Below are 24,393 nucleotides of genomic sequence, written 5' to 3'. Positions count from 1 at the left end.
GCGTCAGACGAGACGGCCGGCGTCCAGCGTGAGCACCCGATGCGCGCGGAGGGCCGCCGCGTCGCTGTGCGTGATGAGCAGGACCGCGAGACCGGTGCGCGTGCACGCGTCGTCGAGGGCGTCGAGCACCTGGCGCTCCGCCGGGGGATCCAGGGACGCCGTGACCTCGTCGCACACCAGCAGGGTCGGTGCCGCGGCCATCGCCCGGGCGATCGCGACGCGCTGGCGTTGACCGCCGCTCAGCTCGTGCGGCCGGCGGTCGAGCAGGCGCGGATCCAGCCCGAGGCGCTCCAGCAGCTCGGCCGGAGCGGCGGGGACGGCGCCCTGGCGGACCGCGGCACGGCCGGCACGCGCGATGGCCGTGCGCACCGTCTCCTCCGGGTGCAGCGCCGTGCGGGAGTCCTGGAGGACCAGCCCCACGAGCATCCTCTCGGCACGACGGCGGTCGTCGCCCGACCAGGGGACCCGGCGGCCGTCCACGCGCAGCTCGCCCGCCTCCGGCGCGAGCAGGCCGGCGAGCGCGCGGCCGACGCTCGTCTTCCCGGACCCGGACCGGCCGCGCAGGGCCAGGATCCCGCCGGGCGGGATGCGGAAGGAGCCTCCGTCGACGACCGCAGCGCCACCGAGGCGGATGCGGAGGTCGACCACATCGACGCCGGCGGGGGCCGCGCCGCCGGCGGGGGTCGCGCCGTCCGGGGCGTGACCGGGCGCATCGGGTGGGAGGCGCGCGGCCGGCTCCGTCGCCCGGGATCGCGGGGTCGCCCTTCCACCGGCGCGTGCGGGCCCCGCGTCCGCCGGGACGGCCGGCTCGCCGAGCACCCCGTCGCGCAGCGTGAGGATGCGGGCGCGGGAGCGCGCGAGGACGTCGGGGGCGTGGCTCGCGAGGACGACGGCCGGGAGCCAGGGGAGGTCGGCGAGGCGGCGCGCGACCAGGTCGGCGGTCTCGGCGTCCAGGTCGCTCGTGGGCTCGTCGAGGAGGACCACCGCGGGACGGCCGACGAGCAGCGCGGCCAGGATCACGCGCTGGGCCTGACCGCCCGAGAGCTCGCATCCGCGTCGGTGCAGCAGCGCGGGGTCGAGGTGGGCGTCGTGGGCGGCCGCGAGCACGAGCCGGTCGAGCTCCGCGCGCCCGGAGCGGCCCGTGGACCGCCGGGCTCGCGAGCGCAGGTGGTGCATCGCCGTCCGCGCGGGATCGAGGGCGCTCGCGGGATCCTGCGGCAGGTGGCCGACGACGCGTCCGCGCAGGAGGCGTCGGCCGGCCGGGGTGAGGGGATCCGCGCCATGGACGCGGACGGTGCCGGCCGCGACCCGCATGCCGGGAGAGACGTGGCCGACGAGCGCGTGCAGGATGGTCGACTTGCCGCTGCCGGACGGCCCGGACAGCCCGACGACCTCGCCGGGCGCGACGCGCAGGTCGATCGCGCGGAGGAGCGGCGGTCCGGCGGTGCCGGGTGCGGACGTCCCGTGGATCGTGAGGCCCCGGACGTCGATGGCGTGGATCATCGGTCGACCCCGCGACGCCGGCCGGACGCGTCCACGGCCAGCGTGACGCCCAGCGAGACGGCCACGAGGAGCCCGGCGGGGACGAGGGTCGCGAGCGGGTTCGCGCGGAGGCCGACCACGTCCTCACGGACCATGCGCCCCCAATCCGCGGCGGGCGCGCTGGCGCCGACGCCGAGGAAGCCGGCGGTCGCGGCGATCTGGAGCGCGGCGATGAAGCGGAGGCCCGCGTCCGCCAGGGCGACCCGGCGGATCCCGGGGAGGATGTCGTGTCGCAGCCGGCTGCCGATCCCGTCGCCGCGCGAGCGGGCGACCACCACGTGGTCGGCCGCCGCGACGGCGCGCGTCCGCTGCCGGATGACGCGCACCGAGAAGGGCGCGCTCACGAGGGCGATGGCGGCGACGATCGCGGCCGGCTGCCCGGGAGCGCCCGCCGCGATGACGAGCAGGACCAGCAGCGCCGGCAGGGCGGTCACCGCGTCGAGGATGCGCACCGCCGCGTCGGCCCGGCGGGAGGGGCGGAGTCCCGACCAGATCCCGATCGCGAGTCCGGCGGCGCTCGCCGCGAGGGTCGCGCCCAGGGCCTCGAGCACGAGCCCCTGCCCGCCGGCCGCCACGCGCGCGAGCAGATCGCGCCCCAGCAGCTCCGTGCCGAGCGGATGCGCGGCGTCGGGCCCCGCGAACGGCCGGCCGACGACCTGGTCCGGCGAGCCGAGCGGCAGCAGCGGCCCGAGGAGGGCGGCGCCGACGACGGCCGCGGCGAGCACCAGGGCGGCGACGCGGGCGCGCGATCCGCCGGGCGCGTCGGTCATCCGCCCACCCGCTCGGCGCCCCGGCGGCGTCGGAGGAGGGCCGCGCCGACGTCGCCCGCGAGCACGATCGCGAGGGCCGTGGCGCCGAGCGTCAGCGCGACGGCCTCCACCGTGGGCACGTCCCGCGCGGACACCGCGCGCGTGAGCTCCAGGCCGATGCCCGGGAGGCCGAACAGCGTCTCGACGACGATCCCGCCGCCGAGCAGGCCGGCGGCCACCAGCGTCAGCGACTGCAGCGCGGGAGCCGCGGCGTTCGGCAGCACGTGCACGAGTGCGAGGCGGACGCCGCGGGCCCCGTTCAGCCGTGCGTGCTCGATGAACGGCGCGCGCATCACGTCGACGACGGCGGCCCGCATCATGCGGGCGGCCGGCCCGGCTCCGCCGAGCGCGAGCGTCGCGACGGGCAGCACGAGCACCTCCGGATGCTGCCAGGCGCTGTCGCCGAGCGGCAGGAGGGCCACCGCCGGGAGCAGCGGGACGAGGGAGGTGAGGAGCGCGAGCAGCGCGGTGGCGGTGAGGAAGTCCGGGGTCGACATCGTGAGCACCGTCAGGGCGGTGAGCATCCGGTCGTCCGCGCTGCCCTCCCGCATGCCGGACGCGAGGCCGACCCCGGTCGCGGTCGCCGCGATGACCGCCACCGCGATCGCGGTGACCGTCAGCGTGTCGGTCAGGCGCTCGGCGACCAGCGGCGTGATCTCGCGGCCGGAGACCAGCGACCGGCCGAGGTCGCCGTGCAGGGCGGCGAGGACCCAGGAGAGGTACCTCTCCGCCACGGGCCGGTCGAGGCCGAGATCCGTCCGCAGGGCGTCGCGTTCCGACGGGGTCGCGCCGCTGCCCGCGAGCGCGCCCGAGGCGTCGCCCGGGAGCGCGGACGCGCTCCCGAAGACGACGACCGAGAGCGCCACGAGGGTCACGATCGCGGCGCCGAACCGCCCGGCGATCCACCGGCCGAGCGGCGCCGCGGCGCTCACCGCGCCGCGACCGTCGCCCGGGACAGGTCGGGGAACTGCAGCTCGCGGACGCCGCCGACGCCGTCGGCTCGCGCGCTGACGGAGGGCACGAACACCGGCGCGATCGTGTACCCCTTCTCCCACAGGATCCGCTGCGCCCGGTGCGACGCGGCGAGCCGTGCGTCCGGGGTGGCGGCGCTGCGGGCCTCGGCGACGAGCGCATCCGCCTCGGGCAGGGCGCCGGGCACGTGGTTCGGCTCGAAGAGCGCCGGCGGCGTGTACCCGGCCGCGAACGGCAGCTTCTGGTACGCGGCGTAGTCGGCGTAGAGCTGGCCCGCCGGCAGCTCGGAGAGGGTCGCGTCCACGCCGATCGCGCGGAGGTCCTGCACGATGAGGGTGGCCGTCTCGACCATGCCGGGCAGCTCGGGGCCCGCCGTGAGCGTCACGGACATGCCGCTCTGGCCGGCGTCGGCGAGCAGCGCCCGCGCCCGGTCCGGGTCGTGCTCGCGCACCGGCAGGGTCGTGTCGTAGCTCGGGAAGCCGAGCCCCGGCACGTCGTCGCCCGCGAACGCGTGGCCGAAGTACACGGTGTCGACGATCTGCTGCCGGTCGATCGCGAGCTTGAACGCCTCCCGCACGCGCTCGTCGGCGAACGGGGCGAACGCCGGGTTCATGGCGAACTGGAGGGACGAGGCGTACGGCAGCTCGCTCGTGGAGACGGTGATCCCGGACGCTCCCTGCAGCTCCTGGGCCTGCGCCGGGGCGAGTCCGCTCGCGTAGTCGACCTGGCCCTGGCGCAGGGCGTCCTCGCGGGCGGTCGCGTCGGACACGGACAGCAGCTCGATGGAGTCGAGCGTCGGCCCGGTGCCGAGCGCGGTGCCGTAGAAGCTCGGGTTCCGGGTGAGGACCGTGCTGCGCCCGGGCTCGAACCCGCTGATGGTGAAGGGCCCGGAGGACGGCGTCGTCGGGGTGAACTCCGTGGTGCCGTCCTTGATGGCGAGCATGCTCTGGCAGATGAGCTGGCGCCCGTCGGCGACCGGGTGGCGCGTCGGCAGCGTGACGGTGAGGTCGTCCACGGCGGCGGCGGCATCCACGTCGAGGTCGCGGGCGACGACCTGCGTGAAGGGCAGGCCGTGCAGCAGCCCGGGGGCGCGGAGCGAGTAGATGACGTCCGCGGCGGTGAGCGTCGATCCGTCGGTGAAGGGGACGTCGGGCCGCACGTGCAGCGTGTACGAGGACAGGTCGGGACTCACGTCGATGGAGGAGAGGGCGCCGTAGGAGACGCCGTCCGCGGCCGACGCGTCGATCTCGCAGAACGGCGCGTGCACCAGCCGCGCGCGCACGTAGTCGAGCGCGGTCGGGCCGACGAGGTAGTCGAGCGTCTCGGCCGCTCCGCCGCCGGGGAAGGCCGCGCGGAGCGTGCCGCCGGATGCGGCGGCGTCCGCGGAGCTGGCGGGGGACGACGCGCAGCCGGACAGCGCGGCCGTCATCGCGATGGCGAGCAGCGCCGCGGTGATCGCGGGATGCCTCCTGGGGAGCGTGGTCATGGGATCCTCCGTGCGGCTGCGTGAGTCCCGCGCGAGGGCGCGGGACGAGGCGCAGGCTAGCCGCTTATCGAGAATCATTCTCAGTGGATTCCACACCCCGACCGCGCGTCCGGTCGACGAGCCGCGCGGGATCCGGGCGGGAGGTGCGGCTCAGGCCGCCGCGCGCCGCACGGCGATGATCGTGCAGTCGTCCGCCTGGCCAGCCGGCGTGAGGGCCACGAGGGCGTCGATGAAGCGCCGCGCGGATCCGTGCTGGGTCAGGAGGTCGGCGAGGTAGCCGTACGCGGCGTCCTCGTCGGGGAAGAAGTCGAGCAGCCCGTCGCTGAACACCACGAGGCCGTCGCCCGGATCCAGCCGCACGGACTGCTCCTGCCAGGCGTCCTCCGCCTCGAGCCCCAGCGGCAGGTGGCGGCCGCGGAGGCGCTGCGTCACGCCGTCGGCGCGGACGACGAGCGCGAGCCCGTGCCCGGCGTCCACGTAGGTGAGGATGCCCGTGGCGAGCTGGAGGCGCGCGTGGAACAGGGTGGAGAAGGATCCGGCGGTCGAGAGGTCGTCGACGAGCGCGGCGGCCGTGCGCACCATCGTCTCGCGCACGCCGTGGGAGCGGGACGCGAGGCGGACGGTGGCGCGGACGCCCGCGGCGAGGATGGCGGCGCCGACGCCCTTGCCCATCACGTCGGCGAGGGTGAGGCGCAGGTCGCCGCCCTCGAGGAACCAGTCGTGCACGTCGCCGCCGACGACCTGCGCGGGGACGCTCGTGCCCGCGACCTCGTAGCCGTCCAGGTGCGGCGCGGCCTGCGGGCTGAGCGCGCGGGCGACCTCCGCGGCGCGCTGGGTGTCGGTCTCGCGGGCGAGCTCCTCGGAGAAGAAGTCGCCGATGAGGGAGAGGCGGGCACGGTCGGCCTCGTCGAAGGAGCGCGGCACGGTGTCGGCGACGAAGAAGACGCCGATGACGTTCCCGTCGGGTGCGCGCAGCTGCTGGGCGGCGTAGAAGCGGACGCTGAGCGTGCCCGTGGTGCTGGGGGAGGAGGCGAGCTCTCGATCCTCCCACGCGTCCTCGACGACCAGCATGCCGTCCGCGTCGAGGGCCGCCTCGGTGAACGTGCCGTCGCGCGCCCAGCGCGGGCTGGGCAGGCCGATGCGCGACTTCATCCAGATGGCGTCGGCGCCGATGATGCCGACCGCGGCGATGGGCACGCGGTAGAACTCGGCGATCATCACCGTGATCCGGTCGAACCGCGTCTCCGGGGCCGTGCCGTACACGTGCAGCGCCTCGAGCGACTCGAGCCGCTGGCGCTCCCGGAGCTCCGTGTCCATCCCGTGCTCCCCCTGCGCTCCTCCGGCGGATCCCCCGATCCGCGCATCGCGCAGGACACCGGACCGGTCGTGCGCGATGCATCGAGCCTACGCGCGTGCGGGCATCCGTCCGGGCGTGGACGGGGAGGCGCTCGGGACCTAGGATCCGGCGCGTCCCGGCCGCTTCCCGCAGCCGTTCCCGGTGCGCGCCTCAGCCCGCGAGCACCTTGCGGATCCGCTGCAGCGACACCGGCTCGGCCGTCGGCAGGTGCTGGGCGAAGAGGCTGAGGCGCAGCTCCTCGAGCATCCAGCGGGCGTGCACGAGCGACTCGGGCGCGTGCGGCGCCGACGGGATGACGCCGCCGGCCTCGCGGTAGAGGTCGGTCGCCTTCTGCACCTCGGTCATCCACGCGCGGTCGCGGGCCGGCTGGTCGGGCAGGCGCTGGACGCGGTGGGTGAGGCCGGAGAGGTAGGCGGGCAGGCGCTGGAGCCGCGCGAGCCCGGTGGCCGAGACGAAGCCCGGGTGCACGAGGCCGGCGAGCTGCTCGCGCGCGTCGGTGAGCGCGCCGATGAGCTGCATGCTCGTGGCCTGCTTGATGGCGCGCTCGGCGTCGCGGTACCCCGTGAGGATCCGGTTGACGAGCGCGACCGTGTCGAACATCGAGTCCATGACGACGCCGGAGACGCGGTCGCGCGCCGTCTCGAACAGCTCCTTGGAGTAGATCGCGCCGCCCGGGGCCACGCGCTCGAGCACCTGGTCGATGCAGGCGAGCAGGCAGTCGTCGAAGAGCGCCTGCACGTTCGGGTACGGGCTCGTCGCGAGCATCAGCTTCTCCTGGCTCGTGAGGTGCTGCTTCACGTAGGCCGACGGGTTCGCGATGGCGAGAACCAGGAGGCGCCGCACGCCGCCGGGCATCGCGCGCGCCTGGTCCTCGGCGGTGGCCATGAGGCGGATCGCGACGGTGGATCCCTCGTCGACGAGCGCGGGGTAGGCGCGGATGACGTGGCGGCTGTCGCCCGTGCCGCCCTGCGCGGTGTCGACGAAGCGGGGCAGCTCGTCGAGGTCCCACGTGGTGAGGCCCGTGCGCTCCATGCCGCGCGTCGCGGGTCCGGATGCGCCGGCGACGCGCTCGACCGGCCGGGCGGTGGCCCGGGCGACGCTGTCGCGCGCGCGGCTGGACAGGCGCGCCTGCAGCTCGGTGAGGTCGCGACCGGCGGCGACCTCGCGGCCGCGCTCGTCGACGACCCGGAACGCCATGCGGAGGTGCGCGGGGATCCGGTCGAGGTCGAAGTCGTCGTCGGCGACGCGCACGTGCGCCTTCCGCATGATGAGGCCCGCGATGGTGGTGGTGAAGGCCACGGGGTGCTGCGGATCCGGGTCGGGCAGCCCCTCGATGAGGCGCGCGGCCCAGTCGGCGGCCGGCACGACGTTCTTCCGCAGCGCCTTCGGGAGGGCCTTGATCATCGCGGTGACGAGGTCGTGCCGCATGCCGGGCACCTGCCAGTCGAAGCCGGCGGGGCTGAGGCGCGCGAGGAGCGCGAGCGGCACCTGCACCGTGACGCCGTCGTCGGGCGCGCCCGGCTCGAAGCGGTAGGTGAGGGAGAGGCGCTGGTCGCCCTGCTGCCAGGTGGGCGGGAACGCGGCCTCGTCGACGTCGACCGCGTCCTCGGCGAGGAGCTCCTCGGCGGTCATGGTGAGGAGCTCGGGCGTCTCCTGGCGCTGCTTCTTCCACCAGCCCTCGAAGGCGCGCGTGGAGGCGACGTCGCGCGGGATCCGCTTGTCGTAGAACTCGAAGACGGCCTCGTCGTCGTTGAGGATGTCGCGGCGGCGCGTGCGCTCCTCGACCTCGGCGAGCTCCTCGCGGAGCTTCCGGTTGGCGCGGTCGAACGCCTGCTGCGACTCCCAGTCGCCCTCGACGAGCGCGTGCCGGATGAAGAGCTCGCGCGCGTACGCCGGGTCGATCCGGGAGAACTGCACGCGGCGCTTGAGCACGATGGGGACGCCGTACAGCGTCACGCGCTCCCACGCCACGGTCGCGCCCTGCTTCTTCTCCCAGTGCGGCTCGCTGTGGGTGCGCTTCACGAGAGCACCCGCGATGGGCTCGGCCCACGCCGGGTCGATGGCCGCGTTGGTGCGCGCGAACAGGCGGCTGGTCTCCACGAGCTCGGCGCTCATGATCGCGTCGGGCTGCTTCTTCGCGAGCGCGGATCCGGGGAACACGACGAACCGCGACTGCCGGGCACCGACGTAGTCCTTCTTCTGCGCGTCCTTCAACCCGATGTGGGAGAGGAGCCCGGCCAGGAGCGACTTGTGGATGCCGTCCGGGTCGGCCTTCGGCTCGTTCATCGTGAGGTCGAGCGGGCGGGCGAGCTGGCGCAGCTGCCGGAAGACGTCCTTCCACTCGCGCACGCGCACGTAGTTGAGGAACTCGGCCTTGCACATGCGGCGGAACGCGCTCGAGGAGAGCTCGGCCTCCTTCTCCTCCAGGTGGTTCCAGAGGTTGAGGAGGGTGATGAAGTCGCTCGCCGGATCCACGAACCGCGCGTGCTGCTGGTCGGCCTGCGGGCGCTTCTCGAGCGGGCGCTCGCGCACGTCCTGGATGGTGAGGCCGGCCACGATGATCATGACCTCGCGGCTCACGCCGTGCTTGCGCGACTCGACGACCATGCGCGCGAACCTCGGGTCGATCGGGAGGCGCGACAGATCGCGGCCCACCTTCGTGAGCGCCGGCGTGCCGTCGGGGGAGCGGACGACCGCGCCGAGCTCGGTGAGGAGGTCGACGCCGTCCTTGATGCCGCGCGAGTCCGGCGGCTGCAGGAACGGGAAGGCCGCGATGTCGCCGAGGCCGAGCGACACCATCTGCAGGATCACGGCCGCGAGGTTCGTACGGAGGATCTCGGGCTCGGTGAACTCGGGTCGGCGGAGGAAGTCCTCCTCCGAGTAGAGGCGGATCGCTATGCCGTCGCTCGTGCGGCCGGAGCGTCCCGAGCGCTGGTTGGCGGACGCCTGCGAGATCGCCTCGATGGGGAGGCGCTGCACCTTGGACCGGACGGAGTAGCGGGAGATGCGCGCGGTGCCGGCGTCGATCACGTACTTGATGCCGGGCACCGTGAGGCTCGTCTCGGCGACGTTGGTGGCGAGCACGATGCGGCGGCGCACGCCCGCCTGCGTCGACGGCTGGAAGACGCGGTGCTGGTCGGCGGAGGAGAGCCGGCCGTAGAGCGGGAGCACCTCGGTGTGCGGGAGGTTCCGGCTGCGGATCGCGTCCTCGGCGTCGCGGATCTCGTTCTCGCCGCTGAGGAACACGAGCACGTCGCCCGACGACTCGGCCGCCAGCTCGTCGAGCGCCGCGTTGATGCCCTCGAGGAAGTCGCGATCGTCGGCCGGGCGCTCCATGGGCGCGTCGGCGAGGTCGTCGTCCTCACCCGCGACGGCCGCCTCCGCGACGAGCGGCCGGTAGCGGATCTCCACCGGGTACGTGCGCCCGGAGACCTCCACGATGGGCGCGTCGCCGAAGTGCTTCGAGAAGCTCTGCGGGTCGATGGTGGCCGACGTGATGATGAGCTTGAGGTCGGGCCGGCGCGGGAGCAGCTGCTTGAGGTAGCCGAGCAGGAAGTCGATGTTGAGGCTGCGCTCGTGGGCCTCGTCGATGATGATCGTGTCGTACTTCCGGAGCAGCCGGTCGCGCTGCAGCTCGTTGAGGAGGATGCCGTCCGTCATCAGCTTGATGCGGGTGTCGGCCGAGACCTTGTCGGTGAAGCGCACCTGGTAGCCGACGAGCTGGCCGACCTCGCCGCCGAGCTCCTCCGCGATGCGCTCCGAGATGGTGCGCGCGGCGAGCCTGCGGGGCTGCGTGTGGCCGATGCTCTCGCGGCCGAGCTCGAGGCAGATCTTCGGCAGCTGCGTGGTCTTGCCGGAGCCCGTGGCGCCCGCCACGATGACCACCTGGTTGTCGCGGATGGCGTCGGCGATCTCGTCGCGCATCCGGCTGACGGGGAGCTCCGGCGGGTACGCGATGCTGAATTCCATGCTGGGGTCAGTCTATCCGCGGGCCGTCGACCCTCCCCGGCGGGGGTCGCGGTGGATATGTTCGGGAGAAGGCGCCGGTCTCACCGGCGCGCGGGCGGCGCCGCCTCCCGAGTCGACGACGACCGACGGGATCCGCCCATGACCTCCGACACGCCCCTCCTCCCCGAGCACGAACGCGAGCAGGCGGGGACCGGGTTCGCCTCGGTCTCGGTCGCCGCGATCCTCGCCGAGTCGGCCGACCGCCACGCCGACCGGGTGGCCGTGGTCGTCGGCGACGTCTCCACCACCTACCGCCAGCTGTGGGACGAGACCCGCGCGTACGCGGGCGCCCTCCGCGACCGCGGCGTGGGCGAGGGCACGCGCGTCGCGATGCTCATCCCGAACGTCGCCGACTTCCCGCGCGTGTACTACGCGGTGCTCGCGCTCGGCGGGGTCGTCGTGCCCGTGCACGCGCTCCTCAAGAGCGAGGAGATCGCGTACGTGCTGCGCGACTCCGGATCCGCGCTGCTGGTCTGCGCCGGCCCGCTGCTCGAGCAGGGCGCGAAGGGCGCGGTGCTCGCCGAGGTGCCCGTGATCAGCGTGCTCGTGCCGGCCGCGACCGACGGTGGACCCGACCGGCTGGAGGAGCTCGCGCAGGCCGCGGCGCCGATCCGCACCTACGTGCCGCGTCGGCCGTCCGACACCGCGACGATCCTCTACACGTCCGGCACCACCGGCCAGCCGAAGGGCGCCGAGGGCTGCCACCTCGCGCTCGTGATGCAGGTCGACGTGCTGCTGCTCGACACCTTCGACCTGCGCGCGGGCGACCGGATCCTCGGCTGCCTCCCGCTGTTCCACACCTTCGGCCAGACCTGCACCATGAACGCGTCGTTCCGCGCGGGCGCGACCATCGTGATGGTGCCGCGCTTCGACGGCGACGCGGCTCTCGCGCTCATGGTCGAGCACGACACGCAGGTGTTCATGGGCGTGCCGACCATGTACTACGCGCTGCTCGCGGCCGCCGGGCGGAACCCGGCCCGGCCGCACCTGCGCTACGCCATCTCGGGCGGGGCCGCGATCCCGGTGGCCGTCATCGACGCGTTCCGGGAGGCGTTCGACGCCGAGATCCACGAGGGCTACGGCCTCACGGAGACCTCGCCCGTCGCGTCGTTCAACCACGTGGGGGTCGCGGCCCGGCCCGGCACGGTCGGCACGCCCATCTGGGGCGTGCAGATCGAGATCGCCGACCCCGAGCACGAGGACCGGGTGGAGCTCGTCGAGCGCGGCGTGCTCGGCGAGATCGTGATCCGCGGCCACAACCTCATGAACGGCTACCTGCACCGCCCCGAGGACACGGCCCGCGCGGTCGTCGACGGCTGGTTCCGCTCGGGCGACCTCGGCACGATCGACGAGGACGGCTACATCCGCGTGGTCGACCGGACGAAGGACATGATCCTGCGCAACGGCTACAACGTGTACCCGCGCGAGGTCGAGGAGGTGCTCGCCCGGCACGAGGCCGTCGCGCAGTGCGCCGTGTTCGGCGTCGCCCACGACCTGCACGGCCAGGAGGTCGTCGCCGCGATCGTGGCGAAGGCGGACGCGACGGTGGATCCGGAGGAGGTCGTCGCGTACATGCGGGAGCGCATCGCCTCCTACAAGTACCCGCGGCGGGTCGAGGTGGTGGAGGCGCTGCCGCTCGGGCCGAGCGGCAAGGTGCTCAAGCGGGAGCTCGTCGAGCGGTTCGGCGCGTGAGCGCGGCCGTCCTCCGCACGCCCATCCCGTCGGTGCCGATGGGCGACGGGATCCCGATCCCGCAGTTCGGCGTGGGCACCTACAAGGTGTCCGACGACGAGGCCGAGCGGATCGTGGCGGAGGCGCTCGAGGTCGGCTACCGGCACATCGACACGGCCGCCATGTACGGCAACGAGGAGGGGGTCGGGCGGGCGATCCGCGCATCCGGCATCCCGCGCGACGAGCTGTTCGTCACCACGAAGGTCTGGAACGACGACCACGGCCGCGACCGGGCGCGCGACGCGATCCGCCGGAGCCTCGACCGGCTCGACGTGCCCGCGGTCGACCTGCACCTCATCCACTGGCCGGCCGCCGAGCGCGGCCTCTACGTGGAGACGTGGGAGGCGCTCGCCGAGGCGCGCGAGGAGGGGCTGACCCGCTCGATCGGCGTCTCCAACTTCCTCGTGCCGCACCTCGAGGCGCTGGATGCCGCCGGGCTGCCGGCGCCCGCGGTCGACCAGATCGAGCTGCACCCGCGGCACCAGCAGCGCGCGACCACCGCGTACCTCGTTGAGCACGGGATCGCGGTGCAGGCGTGGAGCCCGCTCGCCCGCGGCGCGGTCGCGGACGCCGAGGTCGTGCGCGACGCCGCCCGTGCGCACGACCGCACCGACGCGCAGGTCGTGCTCCGCTGGCACGTGCAGCGCGGCACGATCGTCTTCCCGAAGACCACGCGGCGCGCGCGCCTCATCGAGAACGCCGACGTGTTCGACTTCGCGCTGACCGACGACGAGATGGCCGGGATCACCGCGCTCGAGGCCGCAGGACGCGTCGGCAGCCACCCGGATCAGGTGGTCTGACCGGGTGGCGGGGATCCCGTCAGGTCAGTTGTGCCACCAGTTGATCGTCGGGTACCGCACGGGGTGCCAGAAGTCGAACTTGGACGTGTACTTGTAGATCTTGTTCGTCTCGAGGCCGTTGCACGGGTCCCACGACGTGCCGGTGATGCCCGTCCCGAAGGCCTCGCAGGTGACCATGTGGAACGTGAACTCCGCGGACGAACCGGGGTAGGCGAGACCGTAGTACGTCTGCATGAAGCCGACCTTGCTCTCGCAGGTCTCGCCGCCCCGGATCCAGATCTTGGCGACCAGACCCGTGCCGATGGTCGGCGCGACCGGCTGGTGGTACCGGATGCCGTGCTGCATGGACTCCGATGTGGAGGAGTTGAAGGCGCCGCACACCCGGTAGCCCGACTGGGCCTCGGCGGCGTCCCCGGGCGCGGACACGACGACGGCCGTCGCGAGCGCCGCCGTGACGAGGGATGCGGACAGGATGCGGGAGAGGCGGCTGCGGAGGCGCGTGCGGGTCATGGGGGTCTTCCTGGTCGGGATGCGGATGTGCTGAACCGCGCGTGCGCGAGGGACGTCGCACGTGAGGGGCGGCCCGCGCTGTCCTGCGGAGCGGAGGGGGGAGAGAGAGGTGGAGGAAGCGACCGCGTCCCGGTCGGCGTGGACGCGGACGGGGATCGGGCGCTGGCTGAAAGGTAGCGGGCTCCGCGGCGGCGCGTCGGCGGCCTGTGAGTGTCCACCCGCCGTCCACCCGCCGTCCACCGGGCGGTCGCCGGCGGATCGGGCCGCGCCGTCGCGGGTCGGCGCCGCCTCAGGGGAGCCGCGGGGGATGGCCGTGCGCGCCGGGTACGGTGTCCGTCATGTCCCAGCACCGCATCCGCACGCGCCTCAAGTCCGTGGTCTCCCGGGGCGTCGCGCCCCTCGGCGGCGGGCATGCGGGCGGTGCGGCGCGGGCGCGGTCGGAACGGGAGGATCAGACGGAGCAGGCGGGCGTGCGCCGCCCCAGCCTCGTCGACAACGGCGTGTACGTGGACGGCTGCCGCGTGGCCTCGCCCGCCACGCTCGCCGACACGTTCCGCGAGCTCGACGCGCGGCCCGACGCCATGGCCTGGATCGGCCTCTACCGCCCCACCGTGGAGGAGCTCCAGGCGCTCGCCGAGGAGTTCGACCTGCACGAGCTGGCGGTCGAGGACGCGGTGCAGGCCCACCAGCGCCCCAAGACCGAGCGCTACAGCTCCACCCTCTTCACCGTGCTCCGCGCGGCCCGCTACGTGGACGACCGCGAGGAGGTGGAGTTCGGCGAGCTGCACGTGTTCCTCGGCCGCAACTTCGTCATCACCGTCCGGCACGCCGAGTCGCCCGACCTCTCGGCCATCCGCACGCGCATGCAGGAGCGGCCCGAGCTCCTCACCCACGGGCCCCAGTCGGTGCTCTACGCGATCCTCGACGCGGTCGTCGACGGCTACGCGCCCGTCGTCACGGGCCTCGCCAACGACATCGACGAGATCGAGGACCAGGTGTTCGACGGGGATCCGGCCGTGTCCCGCCGCATCTACGAGCTCAGCCGCGAGGTCATCGACTTCCAGCGCGCGGTGCGCCCGCTCGGCGGCATGCTGCAGCAGCTGCAGGCGGGATCCGGCAAGTACGAGGTCAGCGAGGACCTCCAGCAGGCGCTCCGCGACGTGGCCGACCACGTCATCGTCGTGAACGAGCGCGTGGAGGAGTTCCGGGTGCTGCTGCGCGACATCCTCACGGTGAACTCGACGCTCGTCGGCCAGCGCCAGAACGAGGAGATGCGGGAGCTCAGCGAGTCGAGCAACCGGCAGAGCGTGGAGACCCGCAAGATCTCCGGCTGGGCGGCCATCCTCTTCGCGCCCACGCTCGTCTCGAGCGTCTACGGCATGAACTTCGACATCATGCCGGAGCTGCACTGGGACTGGGGCTACCCCTTCTCGATCGTGCTCATGCTCGGCGTGAGCGGCGTGCTCTACGGCATCTTCCGCAAGCGCGACTGGATCTGACGCTCGGCCCCTCCCTGACCCGCGCGTAGCGTGGGCGGCATGCCCAACCGCCTCGCCGACGCCGTCAGCCCCTACCTCCAGAGCCACGCGGACAACCCGGTCGACTGGCGGCCGTGGGGCGAGGAGGCGTTCGCGGAGGCCCGCCGCCGCGACGTGCCGGTGCTCGTCTCGGTCGGCTACTCCACCTGCCACTGGTGCCACGTCATGGCGCGCGAGACCTTCCAGGATCCGGCGCTCGCGTCGCGGCTGAACGACGGGTTCGTCGCGATCAAGGTCGACCGCGAGGAGCACCCCGAGGTCGACGCGGCCCTGATCACCGCGGCCGGCGCCTTCACGGACCAGCTCGGCTGGCCGCTCAACGTGTTCACGACGCCCGAGGGCCGCACCTTCCACGCGGGCACGTACTCGCCGCCCGAGCCGCGCGCCGGGCACCCGTCGTTCCGGCAGGTGCTCGACGCCGTCGCCGACGCGTGGACCACGCGGCGCGACCAGGTCGAGCAGGGCGCGGGGCAGCTGAGCTCGGCCATCCGGGAGGCCTCGGCGCGCGGATCCGTCGCCTCGCCGCTGCCCGACGACGCCGCCCTCGACCGGGTCGCCGCCGAGCTCGCCGGCTTCGAAGACGGGGAGCACGGCGGGTTCGGATCCGCGCCCAAGTTCCCCGTGGCGCCCGTCGTGCTGCTGCTCGACACGCTCGCCGAGTCCGGCGTGCTCGCCGCACCGCGCGCGGAGGCGACCCGCGCGCTCGTGCGCCGCACCCTCGACGCGATGGCCGGATCCGACCTGCGCGACCCGGTCGAGGGCGGCTTCTTCCGCTACTCCACGCGCCGCGACTGGTCCGAGCCGCACTACGAGCGGATGCTCTACGACAACGCGCTGCTCCTCGACGCGTACGCGCGGGCGGGCGACGAGGACGTCGCCGCGGGCATCGTCGCCTTCCTCACGGGGACGCTGCGGCGGGCGTCGGGCGGGTTCGCGTCCGCGCAGGACTCGGAGAGCACCGTCGGCGGGCGCCGCGTCGAGGGCGGGTACTACGCGCTGGACGCCGCGGGCCGCGCGGCCGAGGAGCCGCCCGCGGTCGACGGGAAGGTGCTCACGGGATGGAACGGGCTCGCGATCGGCGCGCTCGCCCGGGCGGGGCGCGCGTTCGACCGGCCCGCGTGGATCGACGCCGCGTGCGCCGCCGCCGACATGCTGCTCGCGGAGCACGTGCGCATGGACGGGTCGCTCGTCCGCGCCTCCATCGAAGGACGCGTCTCGCCCGCGGTCGCGACGCTGGAGGACCACGGGATGCTCGCCGACGGGCTGCTCGCGCTCGCGCTCGCCACGGGTGAGGTCGCGTACGCGGTGCGGGCGCGGGCGCTCGTGGACGCGCTGATCGCGGCCGCCGAGGCCGATCCGCGACCGGGCGCCGCGGGCTTCCGGGTGCCGACGGGCGTGGATCCGGTGCTCGCCGGCTTCGGCCTCGACCTCGCCGCCGACCCGTCCGAGGGCGCGTACCCGTCGGGCCTCACGGCGGCGTCCTCGGCCGCGCGCGTGCTCGGGCAGCTGACGGCGGATCCGCGCTACGACCGGGCCGCGCGCGCCGCGCTCGCGACGGTGGCGGCTGCCGGTGCCACCCGGCCGATCGCCTTCGGCGGCGCGCTCGAGCAGGCGGCGGCGATCGACGCGGCGGCGCGGCAGCTCGTGGTGGTCGTGCCGGACGCGGATCCCGGCGCCACCGACCCGCTCGCCCTGGTCGCGCGGGGCCGCGTCCGCCCGCCCGACGTGGCGATCGTGGTCGCGGAGTCGGCCGCGCGCGCCTGGGCCGACGCGGGCTTCGAGCTGCTCGCCGACCGCGACGCGGGATCCACCGGGACGGCCTACGTGTGCCGCGCGTTCTCGTGCCGCCTCCCCGTGACGACGGCGGACGCGCTCCGCGAGCAGCTGGTCGCGCTCCCCTGAGGGCGGGGGCATCGCGCGGAGGCTCGGTCCCGCGTCGCGCCCGCGAGTACCCGGGGAGGAACCGCGAGCGCGGGGGAGCGGAATCGCTAGCCTCCGTCCGCCACGGCATCCCGTGCGCGATCCCCCGCCCGAAGGAGCATCCCCATGCGCCCCACCCGTCAGCTCGCGCGCCTCGCGTTCGGCGCGTCCGCCACCGCCGGTCTCGTCCTCTCCGTCCTCGCCGCAGGTCCCGCTCCCGCCGCCGAAGCGCAGTCGAACGTGCGCATCTGCGCCGCGTGGAACTCGGCGGTGTCCGGCGGGCTCGGCACGGGCCTCGTCGTCAAGGTCTACAAGAACGGCTCGTTCACGTGCGACCAGAAGCTCGAGTACATGTACGACCACTACGGCGAGGCCTACCAGGGATCCTCCGTCCAGCACGCGACGCGCCTCATGACGTGCGAGGACTTCGCGGGGCGCATCGGGTACCTCGGCGACCCGTGCTACCAGCTCACGCAGAACGCCATCTACGAGTACAGCTCGAGGTACGACTACGTCCACCCGGTCACGAACCCCGGATTCTCGTACTGGAGGTCCTGACTCTGTCGCGCGCCCGGACGCGGACCCGCGCGGTCCGCGTCCGGGGCCCGGGAGGAGCGCCGACCCGCGCCGCGGGGACTCGCTACCCTTCCCCCGCCACGGGATCCCGTGCGCGTCCCCCGTCTCGAGGAGCAGCCCCGCATGCCCATCCCGTCCCGGCTCTTCCGCCTCTGCCTCGGCGCCCTCGCCGCCGCCGGCCTCTGCCTCGCCACGTTCGTCGCGGGGCCCGCGCCCGCGGCCCACGCGCAGGCCAACTTCCGGGTCTGCGTCGCCTGGAACTCGTCGAGCTTCGCCAACGGCATCGGCACGGGCCTCGTCGTCAAGGTCTACAAGAACGGCGACTCCACGTGCGCCCAGAAGCTGCAGTACATGAAGGACCACTACCCCGAGGCGTACAGCGGATCCTCCGTCCAGCACACGGCGGTCATGATCCGCTGCGAGAGCCTGGCCGAGCGCATCGGGGTCGACGGCGACCCGTGCTACCAGCTCGTGCAGAACGCCATCTACAAGTTCACGTCGTCGGGGGACGCGCGTTACCCCGCCGACAATCCGGCGTTCTCCTACTGGCGCCCCTGAGACCGGCGCCGACCCCGTCCGACCGGTCGGCCCCGTCCGAGCGGGCACGGCCGACGAGTAGAGCGGCACGCCGATCGCGCGGTACGCGGCCTGGCTGGCCTCGGCCGTCAGCAGCCCGTTGAAGTGCCGGACCACGGCCGACCGCACGGCGGCACCCGGGCCCACCGCCTACCTCTGCTCCGGCTTCGTCTGCCGCCTGCCGGTCACGGACGCCCAGGCGCTCGCCGACCAGCTCGCAGCGACCGTGCGCTGATGTCCGGCTGACGTCGGTTCGGCGTCCGGCCGGGGTGCGGAAGGTGACTCGTCAGACATCCGACTGGCAAGCGCCGGTGTTCGGCGTGTTCCGCGTCTCCGGCTGTGGGGAACGTCCGCCCGGCCTCCCGCCGCCGCTCCCTACTCTCCTGATGCCGCGGCTCCGCGGCGCATCCCCACAGGACGGACACCACGATGAAGCGCTCCCCCGCCCGCTCACGACTGCTCGCTGGAGGCCTGGCTGCGCTGGCCGTCGTCTCCGCCGCGCTCACCCTCGGCGGCCCCGCGCCTGCAGCCCAGGCCGAATCGAACTTCCGCGTCTGCGGCGTCTTCAACTCCGCACGTTACGGCGAGGAGATCGGCACCGGGATGATCACCAAGGTCTACAAGTACGGAAGCTCGACGTGCGACTCCAAGATGAACTTCATGGCGCAGCGCTACGGGCAGGTGTACGGCGGCTCCTACCCCTACGAGAACTTCCACATGATCACTTGCGAGGACTTCGGGAGCCGCAGCGGCACCGGTGCGGATCCCTGCTATCAGCTCGATCAGAACATCATCTACACCTACACCTCGCCGAACGACCGGGTCCACCCGAACCCGCCGTCGTTCCACTTCTACAACCGCTGACCCGGGCTGATCCGACCGGCCCCGTCCGCTCGCGGGCGGGGCCGGTCCGCGTCCGGACGGGAGTCGCGGGCGCCCGTGCGCGCCCCCTCGAACAGGAGCATCTCCGCCTCCTGCCGGCGCCCCTGACCTGCGCGCCGATGCTCCGCGAACGGCCCCGTCCAGGTGGACGGGGCCGTCGTCCGCCGGCGGAGCGCGCCCCGGCCGGCGCGAGCGACGACGGCGCTCAGCCGAGCACGTCCTCCCCGTGCGCGAGGATCCGCTCGAGCTCGGCGAGCTGCCGGGGCGACGGATCCACGAGGGGTGCCCGCACGGGTCCCACGGCCACGCCGCGCAGCCGCAGCCCCGCCTTGATGAGGGAGACCGCGAACCCGGGCGTCTGGTCCCGGAGCCGCACGAGCGGTGTGTAGAACTCGTCGAGCAGGAGGCGCTGCCGCTCGACGTCGTCGTCGCGGTACGCCGTGTAGAACGCGAGCGCGATGCGCGGGGCCATCGCGAAGACGGCCGACGAGTAGAGCGGCACGCCGATCGCGCGGTACGCGGCCTGGCTGGCCTCGGCCGTCAGCAGCCCGTTGAAGAACTGCAGGTCGTGGCGGCCGGCGCGGCGCGCGGCGAGCACGAACCGCTGGAAGAGGGCCACGTCCCCCACGCCGTCCTTGATCCCCGCGAGGCTTGGCAGCGCGAGCAGCCGCTCCACGGTCTGGTCGGTGAGCTGCGCCGTGCCGCGGTGGTAGGCGATGAGCGGCAGGGGCGTGGCGCGCGCGATCTCCTCGACGTACGCGGCGACGCCGGACGGCGGGCCGGCCACGAGGTACGGCGGGAGCACGAGGATCCCGTCAGCCCCCGCCTCCGCGGCGATCTCGGCGCAGCGCCGGGCATGGCCGAGCGGCCCGCCGACCCCCGCGATGACGACGTGGCGCCCGCCCGCGGCGGCGACCCCGGCGCGCACGACCTGGGCGTGCTCGTCGATCCCGAGCGCGTGGAACTCGCCCGTGCCGCACGCGACGAACGCGGCGCCCGCGCCGTGCGCGAGCCCGTCGGCGACGTGCGCGGCGAGCACGTCCTCGTCGACGCGGTCGGCCGCGTCGAACGGCGTCACGGGGAAGAAGAGCACGCCCTCGAACGGCGCGAGCGCGCCGGGGGCGGAGGGGACGGCGGCGGGGGCCTGGGCGGTGTCGGTCATCAGTACCTCGGGAGCGTGGGGTCGTAGGAGGGGTGGATGGTGCGCATGTAGCCGGTGTCGTCGCGCGTGGTGCGCCCCGCGTCCAGGTACACGCGGTGCTGCCGGGCGAGGGCGTCGCGGTCGAGCTCGACGCCGAGGCCGGGGCCCGTGGGCACCGCGACGGCGCCGTCGACGATCTCGAGCACGCCCGGCACGATCACGTCGTCGCCGCGGTTCCACGGGTAGTGCGTGTCGCAGGCGTAGGCGAGCTCGGGGCTCGCGGCGGCGAGGTGCGTCATGGCCGCGAGCGAGATCCCGAGGTGCGAGTTGGAGTGCATCGACAGGCCGACGCCGAAGGTGCGGCAGATGGCGGCGAGCTCGCGCGTGTGCGCGAGGCCGCCCCAGTAGTGGTGGTCGGAGAGCACGATCTGCACGGCGTCCTTCGCGAACGCCTCCTCGATCTGCTCGAAGGTCACCACGCACATGTTCGTGGCGAGCGGCTGCGCGACCTCGGCGGCGACCGCGGCCATGCCGTCGATGCCGAGCACCGGGTCCTCGAGGTACTCGAGCACGCCGTCGAGCTCGGCCGCGACGCGCGTGGCCGTCTCGTGGGTCCACGCGCCGTTCGGGTCGATGCGCAGCGGGTGCGTCGGGAACGCCTCGGCCAGTGCGCGGATCGCGGCGACCTCCTCGTCTGGCGGGAACGCGCCCGCCTTGAGCTTGATGGAGCCGAAGCCGTAGCGGTCGATGAGGAGGTGCGCCTGCGCGACGATGCCGGCCGGATCCAGCGCCTCGCCGAAGGCGTCGGGCTCCTCGCCCGGGTGCGCGGCCCACTTGTAGAAGAGGTACGCGCTGTACGGCACGGCGTCGCGCACGCGCCCGCCGAGCAGCTCGCTCACGGGCAGGCCGGTGATGCGCCCCTGGGCGTCGTGGGCGGCGACCTCGAGCATCGAGAAGACGACGCGGCGCTGCTGGCGGCTGAGCGGTCCGGCGTCGCCGCCGAGCGCGGCGTCGACCGCCCGCTCGATGCCGTGCAGGTCGAACACGGAGAGCCCGATGACGGCGTCGCGCGCGGCGGCGAGCCGCGCGGCGACGTCCGCGCCGCCCTGGCCCTCGCCGAGGCCGATGACGCCGCCGTCGACGACGAGCTCGACGATGGTGCGGAGGGCGAGCGGCTCGTGCACGCCGTCGGCGTTGAGCAGGGGCGGATCGCGGAAGGCGATGGGGGTCACGACGACGTCGCGGATGATCATGGTGCTATCCCTTCGTCGCGCCCGAGGTGATCCCCCGGATGAGCGACCTCTGCATGAGCAGGTAGATGACGAGGCTGGGCAGGAGCGCGAGCAGCGCGCCCGCGAGGAGCACGCCGGACCCGACGGTGGCGTCGGTCCGCAGCACGCTGAGCGCCACGGTGAGCGTGTAGTCGCTGGGGCTGTCGGCGGCGATGAGCGGGAGGAGGTACTGGTCCCAGATCATCATGAAGCCGAAGATCGTCACGACGCCGAGCACGGGCGTGCACAGCGGGAGGATGACGCTCCACAGCATCCGCAGCTCGCCGCAGCCGTCGAGGCGCGCGGCCTCCTCGATCTCCAGCGGGATGTCCTTCATGAACTCCGTCATGATGAGGATCGAGAAGCCCCAGACGGCGACCGGCAGGATCACGCCGAACGGCGTCCCGCGCAGGCTGATGCCGGTGCCGCCCACGTCGCCGATGGCCTGCGACAGCGGGATCGCGATGATCTCCTCCGGCAGCATCATCGTGAGCAGGAAGAGCAGCAGCACGAACGACTGCCCGCGGAAGCGGTGCCGGGCGAGCGCGTAGGCGGTGAGGATCGCCACCGCGACCTGCAGCACCAGGCCGCCACCGGCGATCACGAGCGAGTTGGCGAAGTAGCCGAGCACGCCCTTGTCGATCGCCACCCGGAACGACTCGAGCGACAGCTTCTGCGGCAGCAGGTGCACGCTCGTCGACGAGGTGAAGGCGTCGAACGCGCCGGACACGATGATGACGAACGGCGCCGCGAACACCGCGAACGCGACGACGCACAGCACGAGCCGCACGGCGTTGGAGGGCCGGAGCCCGGGCTTCCAGCCGATGGCGCTGTCGAACTGGCCGTCGCCGCTGCGACGCACCGGGCCCTTCGGGCGCTCGAGGATGCTCACTGGACCTTCTCCTTGCGGGACGAGAGGGCGCGCACGCCCACGGTGAGGGCGAGGGTCGCGACCAGCAGCAGCACCGACGCCGCCGACGCGACGCCGAGGTCGTTGGCCTTGAAGCCGAGCGAGAACACGCGGGTCATCCAGACCTCGGTGGATCCGGCAGGTCCCCCGCCCGTGAGCACGTACACCTCGGTGAAGGTGCGGAGGCTGCGGATGGCCGCGAGCGTGAGCACCACGCTCACGGCCGGGCGGAGCGCGGGGAGCACGATGTACCGGAACCGCTGCCGCATCGTGACGCCATCCACCGCAGCGGCCTCGTAGAGCGTGCGGTCGATGCCGGTGAGGCCCGCGAGGATGATCACCATGTTGTAGGGCGCGCCCGTCCAGATGCCCACGAGCATCACGTCGCCGAGGGCCGTCGACGGGTCGCTGATGAACTGCTGCGGCGGGATCCCCACTGCCCCGAGCAGCGAGTTGAGGAACCCGGTCTCGGTGGGGAAGTAGAGGATCCGCCAGATCTCGCCCACCACGGCCAGCGCCGTGACGACGGGCAGGAACACGGCTGTCCGCACGAACCAGAGCCGGCGGGAGGTGCCCTCGAGGAGGAGCGCGAGGGCGGATCCGACGATGAGCGCGCCCACGGTCTGCCCGACGCCGAGCAGCACGGTGTGCCCGAGCGCCTCGGTGAAGCGCGGGTCGCGGAGCACGCGCGCGTAGTTGTCGAGCCCCACGAACCGGTCGCCGAGGAAGGGCTGGACCTTGACGAAGCTCATCCGGATGCCGTCGAGCATCGGCAGGAACTTGAACAGGGCGCCGAGCACGAGGCCGGGTACGAGGAACGCCCACGGGATGAGCGCGCGCCCACGGAACGGGAGGCGGCCTGGCGCCTCGACCGGGCGGGGCGCGGCCAGGGCGCGGCGGTCCGGATCCACGAGGACGGGGGCGGGGGCGCCGATGCTCACCGCTGCACCCCCTGCTCGTCGAGCTCGTCGGAGAGCTGCGACTGGATGTCCTCCATCGCGCCCGGGATGTCGCTCGAGCAGTCCGAGATGACCCCGTTCAGACCGTCGGCGACGATCTGCCGGTACGGCGTGAAGTCGATCGCCCAGGGGAAGCTGCGCCCGTGGTCCTCGTAGACCTCCTTGGCGGTGTCCCAGCGCGGGTCCTGCTTCACCCGGCCGATGTCGACGGTCGTGTTGACGGGGATCCGCACGACCGGCTGCGCCGTGACGCCCTGCGCGTTCGTCTCCACCTTCATGGCGAGCTCCTGCGCCTCCGGCGTGATCATGAACTCGGCGAGCTGCTGCTGCAGGTCCTGCTTCTTCGAGGAGGCGCCGAAGTAGATGTCCTCGCCCTCCGCGAGCGAGTCGGTGCCGCCGCCGGGGGCCGCGGGGGTCGGGATCACCTCCACGTTGTCCTTGCCCACCGCCTCGTCGAACGAGCTGATGTTGTAGGGACCCGTCTGGTAGATGCCGGCGGTGCCCTGCGCGAAGAAGGGGGTGTTCGCGGTGGTGAGGTTGACGGATCCGGGGACGACCGCGCCGGGCGTGCAGAACCGGTCGCGGATCCACTCCACCGCGGTCTCCGTGCCCGGGTTGTCGAAGTCGGCGGAGTACGTGCCGCCGCCCTCGTCCTTCAGGATGTCGCCGCCGGCCTGCCAGATGTAGGACGCCGACCAGCGCGCGATGTAGCCGCTCTCGGCGCTGCCGGGCACGACCATGCCGTAGGTGTCGGCCTTGCCGTCGCCGTCGGGGTCGTCCTCGGCGAACGCCGTCGCGAGCGCGGCGAGGTCGTCCCACGTCTTCGGCACGGGCAGGCCGAGCTTCTCCCGCCAGTCCTTGCGGATCACGGTGACGTTCGCCTGGCGCGACCACGGGACGCCGTAGAGGTCGCCGTCGGTGCCGCGCGTGCTGTCCCAGGTGGCGTCGGAGATCTGGTCGGCGCCGGCGAGCGTGGCGCGGTCGACGGGGAGGACGAAGCCCTGCGAGACGTAGGTGCCGAGGTTCCCGGCGTCGTTGACCATGACGTCCGGCAGGCTCTTCTGCTGCGCGCGGGCCTGGAGCTGGGTGTCGAACTCGGGGACCGGCTTGTAGTCGATCCGGATGCCCGTCTTCGCGGTGAAGGCGTCGAACACGAGCTGGTACGAGGCGGCGTCCTCGGGCGTGCTCCGCGTCCAGACCTCGAGGGAGCGGTCGTCGGCGGAGGTCTGCCCGCCACCGCCCGGGGAGCAGGCGCTGAGGCCGCCCGCGAGCGCGGCGACGGAGACGAGGGCGATCGTCCGCCGCGCGAATCGGATCTTCATCATCGGATCTCCATTTACATGGGCGAATGCATTACGTCAGTGTGAATGCGCTGCTACCGTAGGTGGACCACCTGGTGATGTCA

The 24,393-nt window shown here is 73.5% G+C and carries 20 protein-coding genes; 8 read left to right on the top strand and 12 right to left on the bottom strand.

Annotated features, from left to right (window positions below; all coding sequences use genetic code 11):
• Positions 1–3 precede the first annotated feature (3 nt).
• From ACU4ZT_RS12785 to hrpA, 6 genes are all read right to left on the bottom strand, one after another.
• Positions 4–1,503: an ABC transporter ATP-binding protein gene (locus tag ACU4ZT_RS12785; RefSeq protein ID WP_445337314.1), complete on the bottom strand. Its 1,500-nt coding sequence runs from the start codon at positions 1,501–1,503 to the stop codon at positions 4–6.
• The gene (locus ACU4ZT_RS12780; protein ID WP_414764165.1) at positions 1,500–2,312 is read right to left on the bottom strand and encodes an ABC transporter permease subunit; all 813 of its coding nucleotides are present in this window, start codon (positions 2,310–2,312) and stop codon (positions 1,500–1,502) included. Before ACU4ZT_RS12780 ends, ACU4ZT_RS12785 begins: the two co-directional genes overlap by 4 nt.
• Positions 2,309–3,283 carry an ABC transporter permease gene (locus tag ACU4ZT_RS12775; RefSeq protein WP_414764164.1) on the bottom strand — a complete coding sequence of 325 codons (975 nt, stop codon included), beginning with the start codon at positions 3,281–3,283 and terminating at the stop codon, positions 2,309–2,311. Before ACU4ZT_RS12775 ends, ACU4ZT_RS12780 begins: the two co-directional genes overlap by 4 nt.
• Positions 3,280–4,809, bottom strand: coding sequence for an ABC transporter substrate-binding protein (locus ACU4ZT_RS12770; RefSeq protein ID WP_414764163.1), 1,530 nt, complete (start codon positions 4,807–4,809; stop codon positions 3,280–3,282). The genes ACU4ZT_RS12775 and ACU4ZT_RS12770 overlap by 4 nt, the downstream gene beginning before the upstream one ends.
• A gap of 150 nt (positions 4,810–4,959) precedes the next feature.
• Entirely contained in the window at positions 4,960–6,126 is a 1,167-nt protein-coding gene (locus tag ACU4ZT_RS12765) for a PP2C family protein-serine/threonine phosphatase (protein WP_414764162.1), read from the bottom strand.
• A gap of 190 nt (positions 6,127–6,316) precedes the next feature.
• Positions 6,317–10,135, bottom strand: a complete 3,819-nt coding sequence (gene hrpA, locus ACU4ZT_RS12760; protein WP_445337313.1) for an ATP-dependent RNA helicase HrpA — start codon at positions 10,133–10,135, stop codon at positions 6,317–6,319.
• 138 nt (positions 10,136–10,273) lie between these two features.
• On the opposite strand from hrpA, the gene ACU4ZT_RS12755 reads away from it, so the two are divergent.
• Together ACU4ZT_RS12755 and ACU4ZT_RS12750 are read left to right on the top strand one after the other, a co-directional pair.
• Entirely contained in the window at positions 10,274–11,866 is a 1,593-nt protein-coding gene (locus ACU4ZT_RS12755; RefSeq protein WP_445337312.1) for a long-chain-fatty-acid--CoA ligase, read from the top strand.
• The gene (locus ACU4ZT_RS12750; protein WP_445337311.1) at positions 11,863–12,705 is read left to right on the top strand and encodes an aldo/keto reductase; all 843 of its coding nucleotides are present in this window, start codon (positions 11,863–11,865) and stop codon (positions 12,703–12,705) included. The genes ACU4ZT_RS12755 and ACU4ZT_RS12750 overlap by 4 nt, the downstream gene beginning before the upstream one ends.
• 24 nt (positions 12,706–12,729) lie before the next feature.
• On the opposite strand, the gene ACU4ZT_RS12745 is transcribed toward ACU4ZT_RS12750, so the two are convergent.
• Positions 12,730–13,215 (bottom strand): hypothetical protein, encoded by a 486-nt coding sequence (locus ACU4ZT_RS12745; RefSeq protein WP_270979756.1) that lies wholly within the window; start codon positions 13,213–13,215, stop codon positions 12,730–12,732.
• A 329-nt stretch (positions 13,216–13,544) separates the two neighbouring features.
• Between ACU4ZT_RS12745 and ACU4ZT_RS12740 the strand changes: the two genes are divergently transcribed.
• The 6 genes from ACU4ZT_RS12740 (at position 13,545) to ACU4ZT_RS12715 (ending at position 18,689) form a co-directional block, all read left to right on the top strand.
• Positions 13,545–14,714: a magnesium and cobalt transport protein CorA gene (locus ACU4ZT_RS12740; protein ID WP_063071442.1), complete on the top strand. Its 1,170-nt coding sequence runs from the start codon at positions 13,545–13,547 to the stop codon at positions 14,712–14,714.
• A 39-nt stretch (positions 14,715–14,753) separates the two neighbouring features.
• Positions 14,754–16,655 (top strand): thioredoxin domain-containing protein, encoded by a 1,902-nt coding sequence (locus tag ACU4ZT_RS12735; RefSeq protein ID WP_063071456.1) that lies wholly within the window; start codon positions 14,754–14,756, stop codon positions 16,653–16,655.
• Between the two features lie 144 nt (positions 16,656–16,799).
• Entirely contained in the window at positions 16,800–17,231 is a 432-nt protein-coding gene (locus ACU4ZT_RS12730; protein ID WP_063071443.1) for a hypothetical protein, read from the top strand.
• A 141-nt stretch (positions 17,232–17,372) separates the two neighbouring features.
• Entirely contained in the window at positions 17,373–17,807 is a 435-nt protein-coding gene (locus ACU4ZT_RS12725) for a hypothetical protein (RefSeq protein ID WP_063071444.1), read from the top strand.
• Between the two features lie 118 nt (positions 17,808–17,925).
• The gene (locus tag ACU4ZT_RS12720) at positions 17,926–18,060 is read left to right on the top strand and encodes a hypothetical protein (protein WP_270979754.1); all 135 of its coding nucleotides are present in this window, start codon (positions 17,926–17,928) and stop codon (positions 18,058–18,060) included.
• Between the two features lie 194 nt (positions 18,061–18,254).
• Positions 18,255–18,689 (top strand): hypothetical protein, encoded by a 435-nt coding sequence (locus ACU4ZT_RS12715; RefSeq protein WP_063071445.1) that lies wholly within the window; start codon positions 18,255–18,257, stop codon positions 18,687–18,689.
• Positions 18,690–18,912: 223 nt separating this feature from the next.
• Here ACU4ZT_RS12715 and ACU4ZT_RS12710 read toward each other — a convergent pair whose 3' ends face one another.
• The 5 genes from ACU4ZT_RS12710 to ACU4ZT_RS12690 are packed head-to-tail and all read right to left on the bottom strand — an operon-like array spanning position 18,913 to position 24,313.
• Entirely contained in the window at positions 18,913–19,869 is a 957-nt protein-coding gene (locus ACU4ZT_RS12710; RefSeq protein ID WP_445337310.1) for a 5-dehydro-4-deoxyglucarate dehydratase, read from the bottom strand.
• Positions 19,869–21,101, bottom strand: a complete 1,233-nt coding sequence (locus ACU4ZT_RS12705; protein ID WP_063071493.1) for an enolase C-terminal domain-like protein — start codon at positions 21,099–21,101, stop codon at positions 19,869–19,871. Before ACU4ZT_RS12705 ends, ACU4ZT_RS12710 begins: the two co-directional genes overlap by 1 nt.
• 4 nt (positions 21,102–21,105) lie before the next feature.
• Positions 21,106–22,011 (bottom strand): carbohydrate ABC transporter permease, encoded by a 906-nt coding sequence (locus tag ACU4ZT_RS12700; RefSeq protein ID WP_414749121.1) that lies wholly within the window; start codon positions 22,009–22,011, stop codon positions 21,106–21,108.
• Complete coding sequence (locus ACU4ZT_RS12695) at positions 22,008–22,970, bottom strand: carbohydrate ABC transporter permease (protein ID WP_414749120.1); 963 nt, start codon at positions 22,968–22,970, stop codon at positions 22,008–22,010. The genes ACU4ZT_RS12700 and ACU4ZT_RS12695 overlap by 4 nt, the downstream gene beginning before the upstream one ends.
• Positions 22,967–24,313, bottom strand: coding sequence for an ABC transporter substrate-binding protein (locus ACU4ZT_RS12690; RefSeq protein WP_414749119.1), 1,347 nt, complete (start codon positions 24,311–24,313; stop codon positions 22,967–22,969). Before ACU4ZT_RS12690 ends, ACU4ZT_RS12695 begins: the two co-directional genes overlap by 4 nt.
• Positions 24,314–24,393: the final 80 nt, after the last annotated feature.

This window comes from Clavibacter davisi, assembly GCF_052751415.1.
This window is presented reverse-complemented; position numbering and strand designations above follow the sequence as displayed.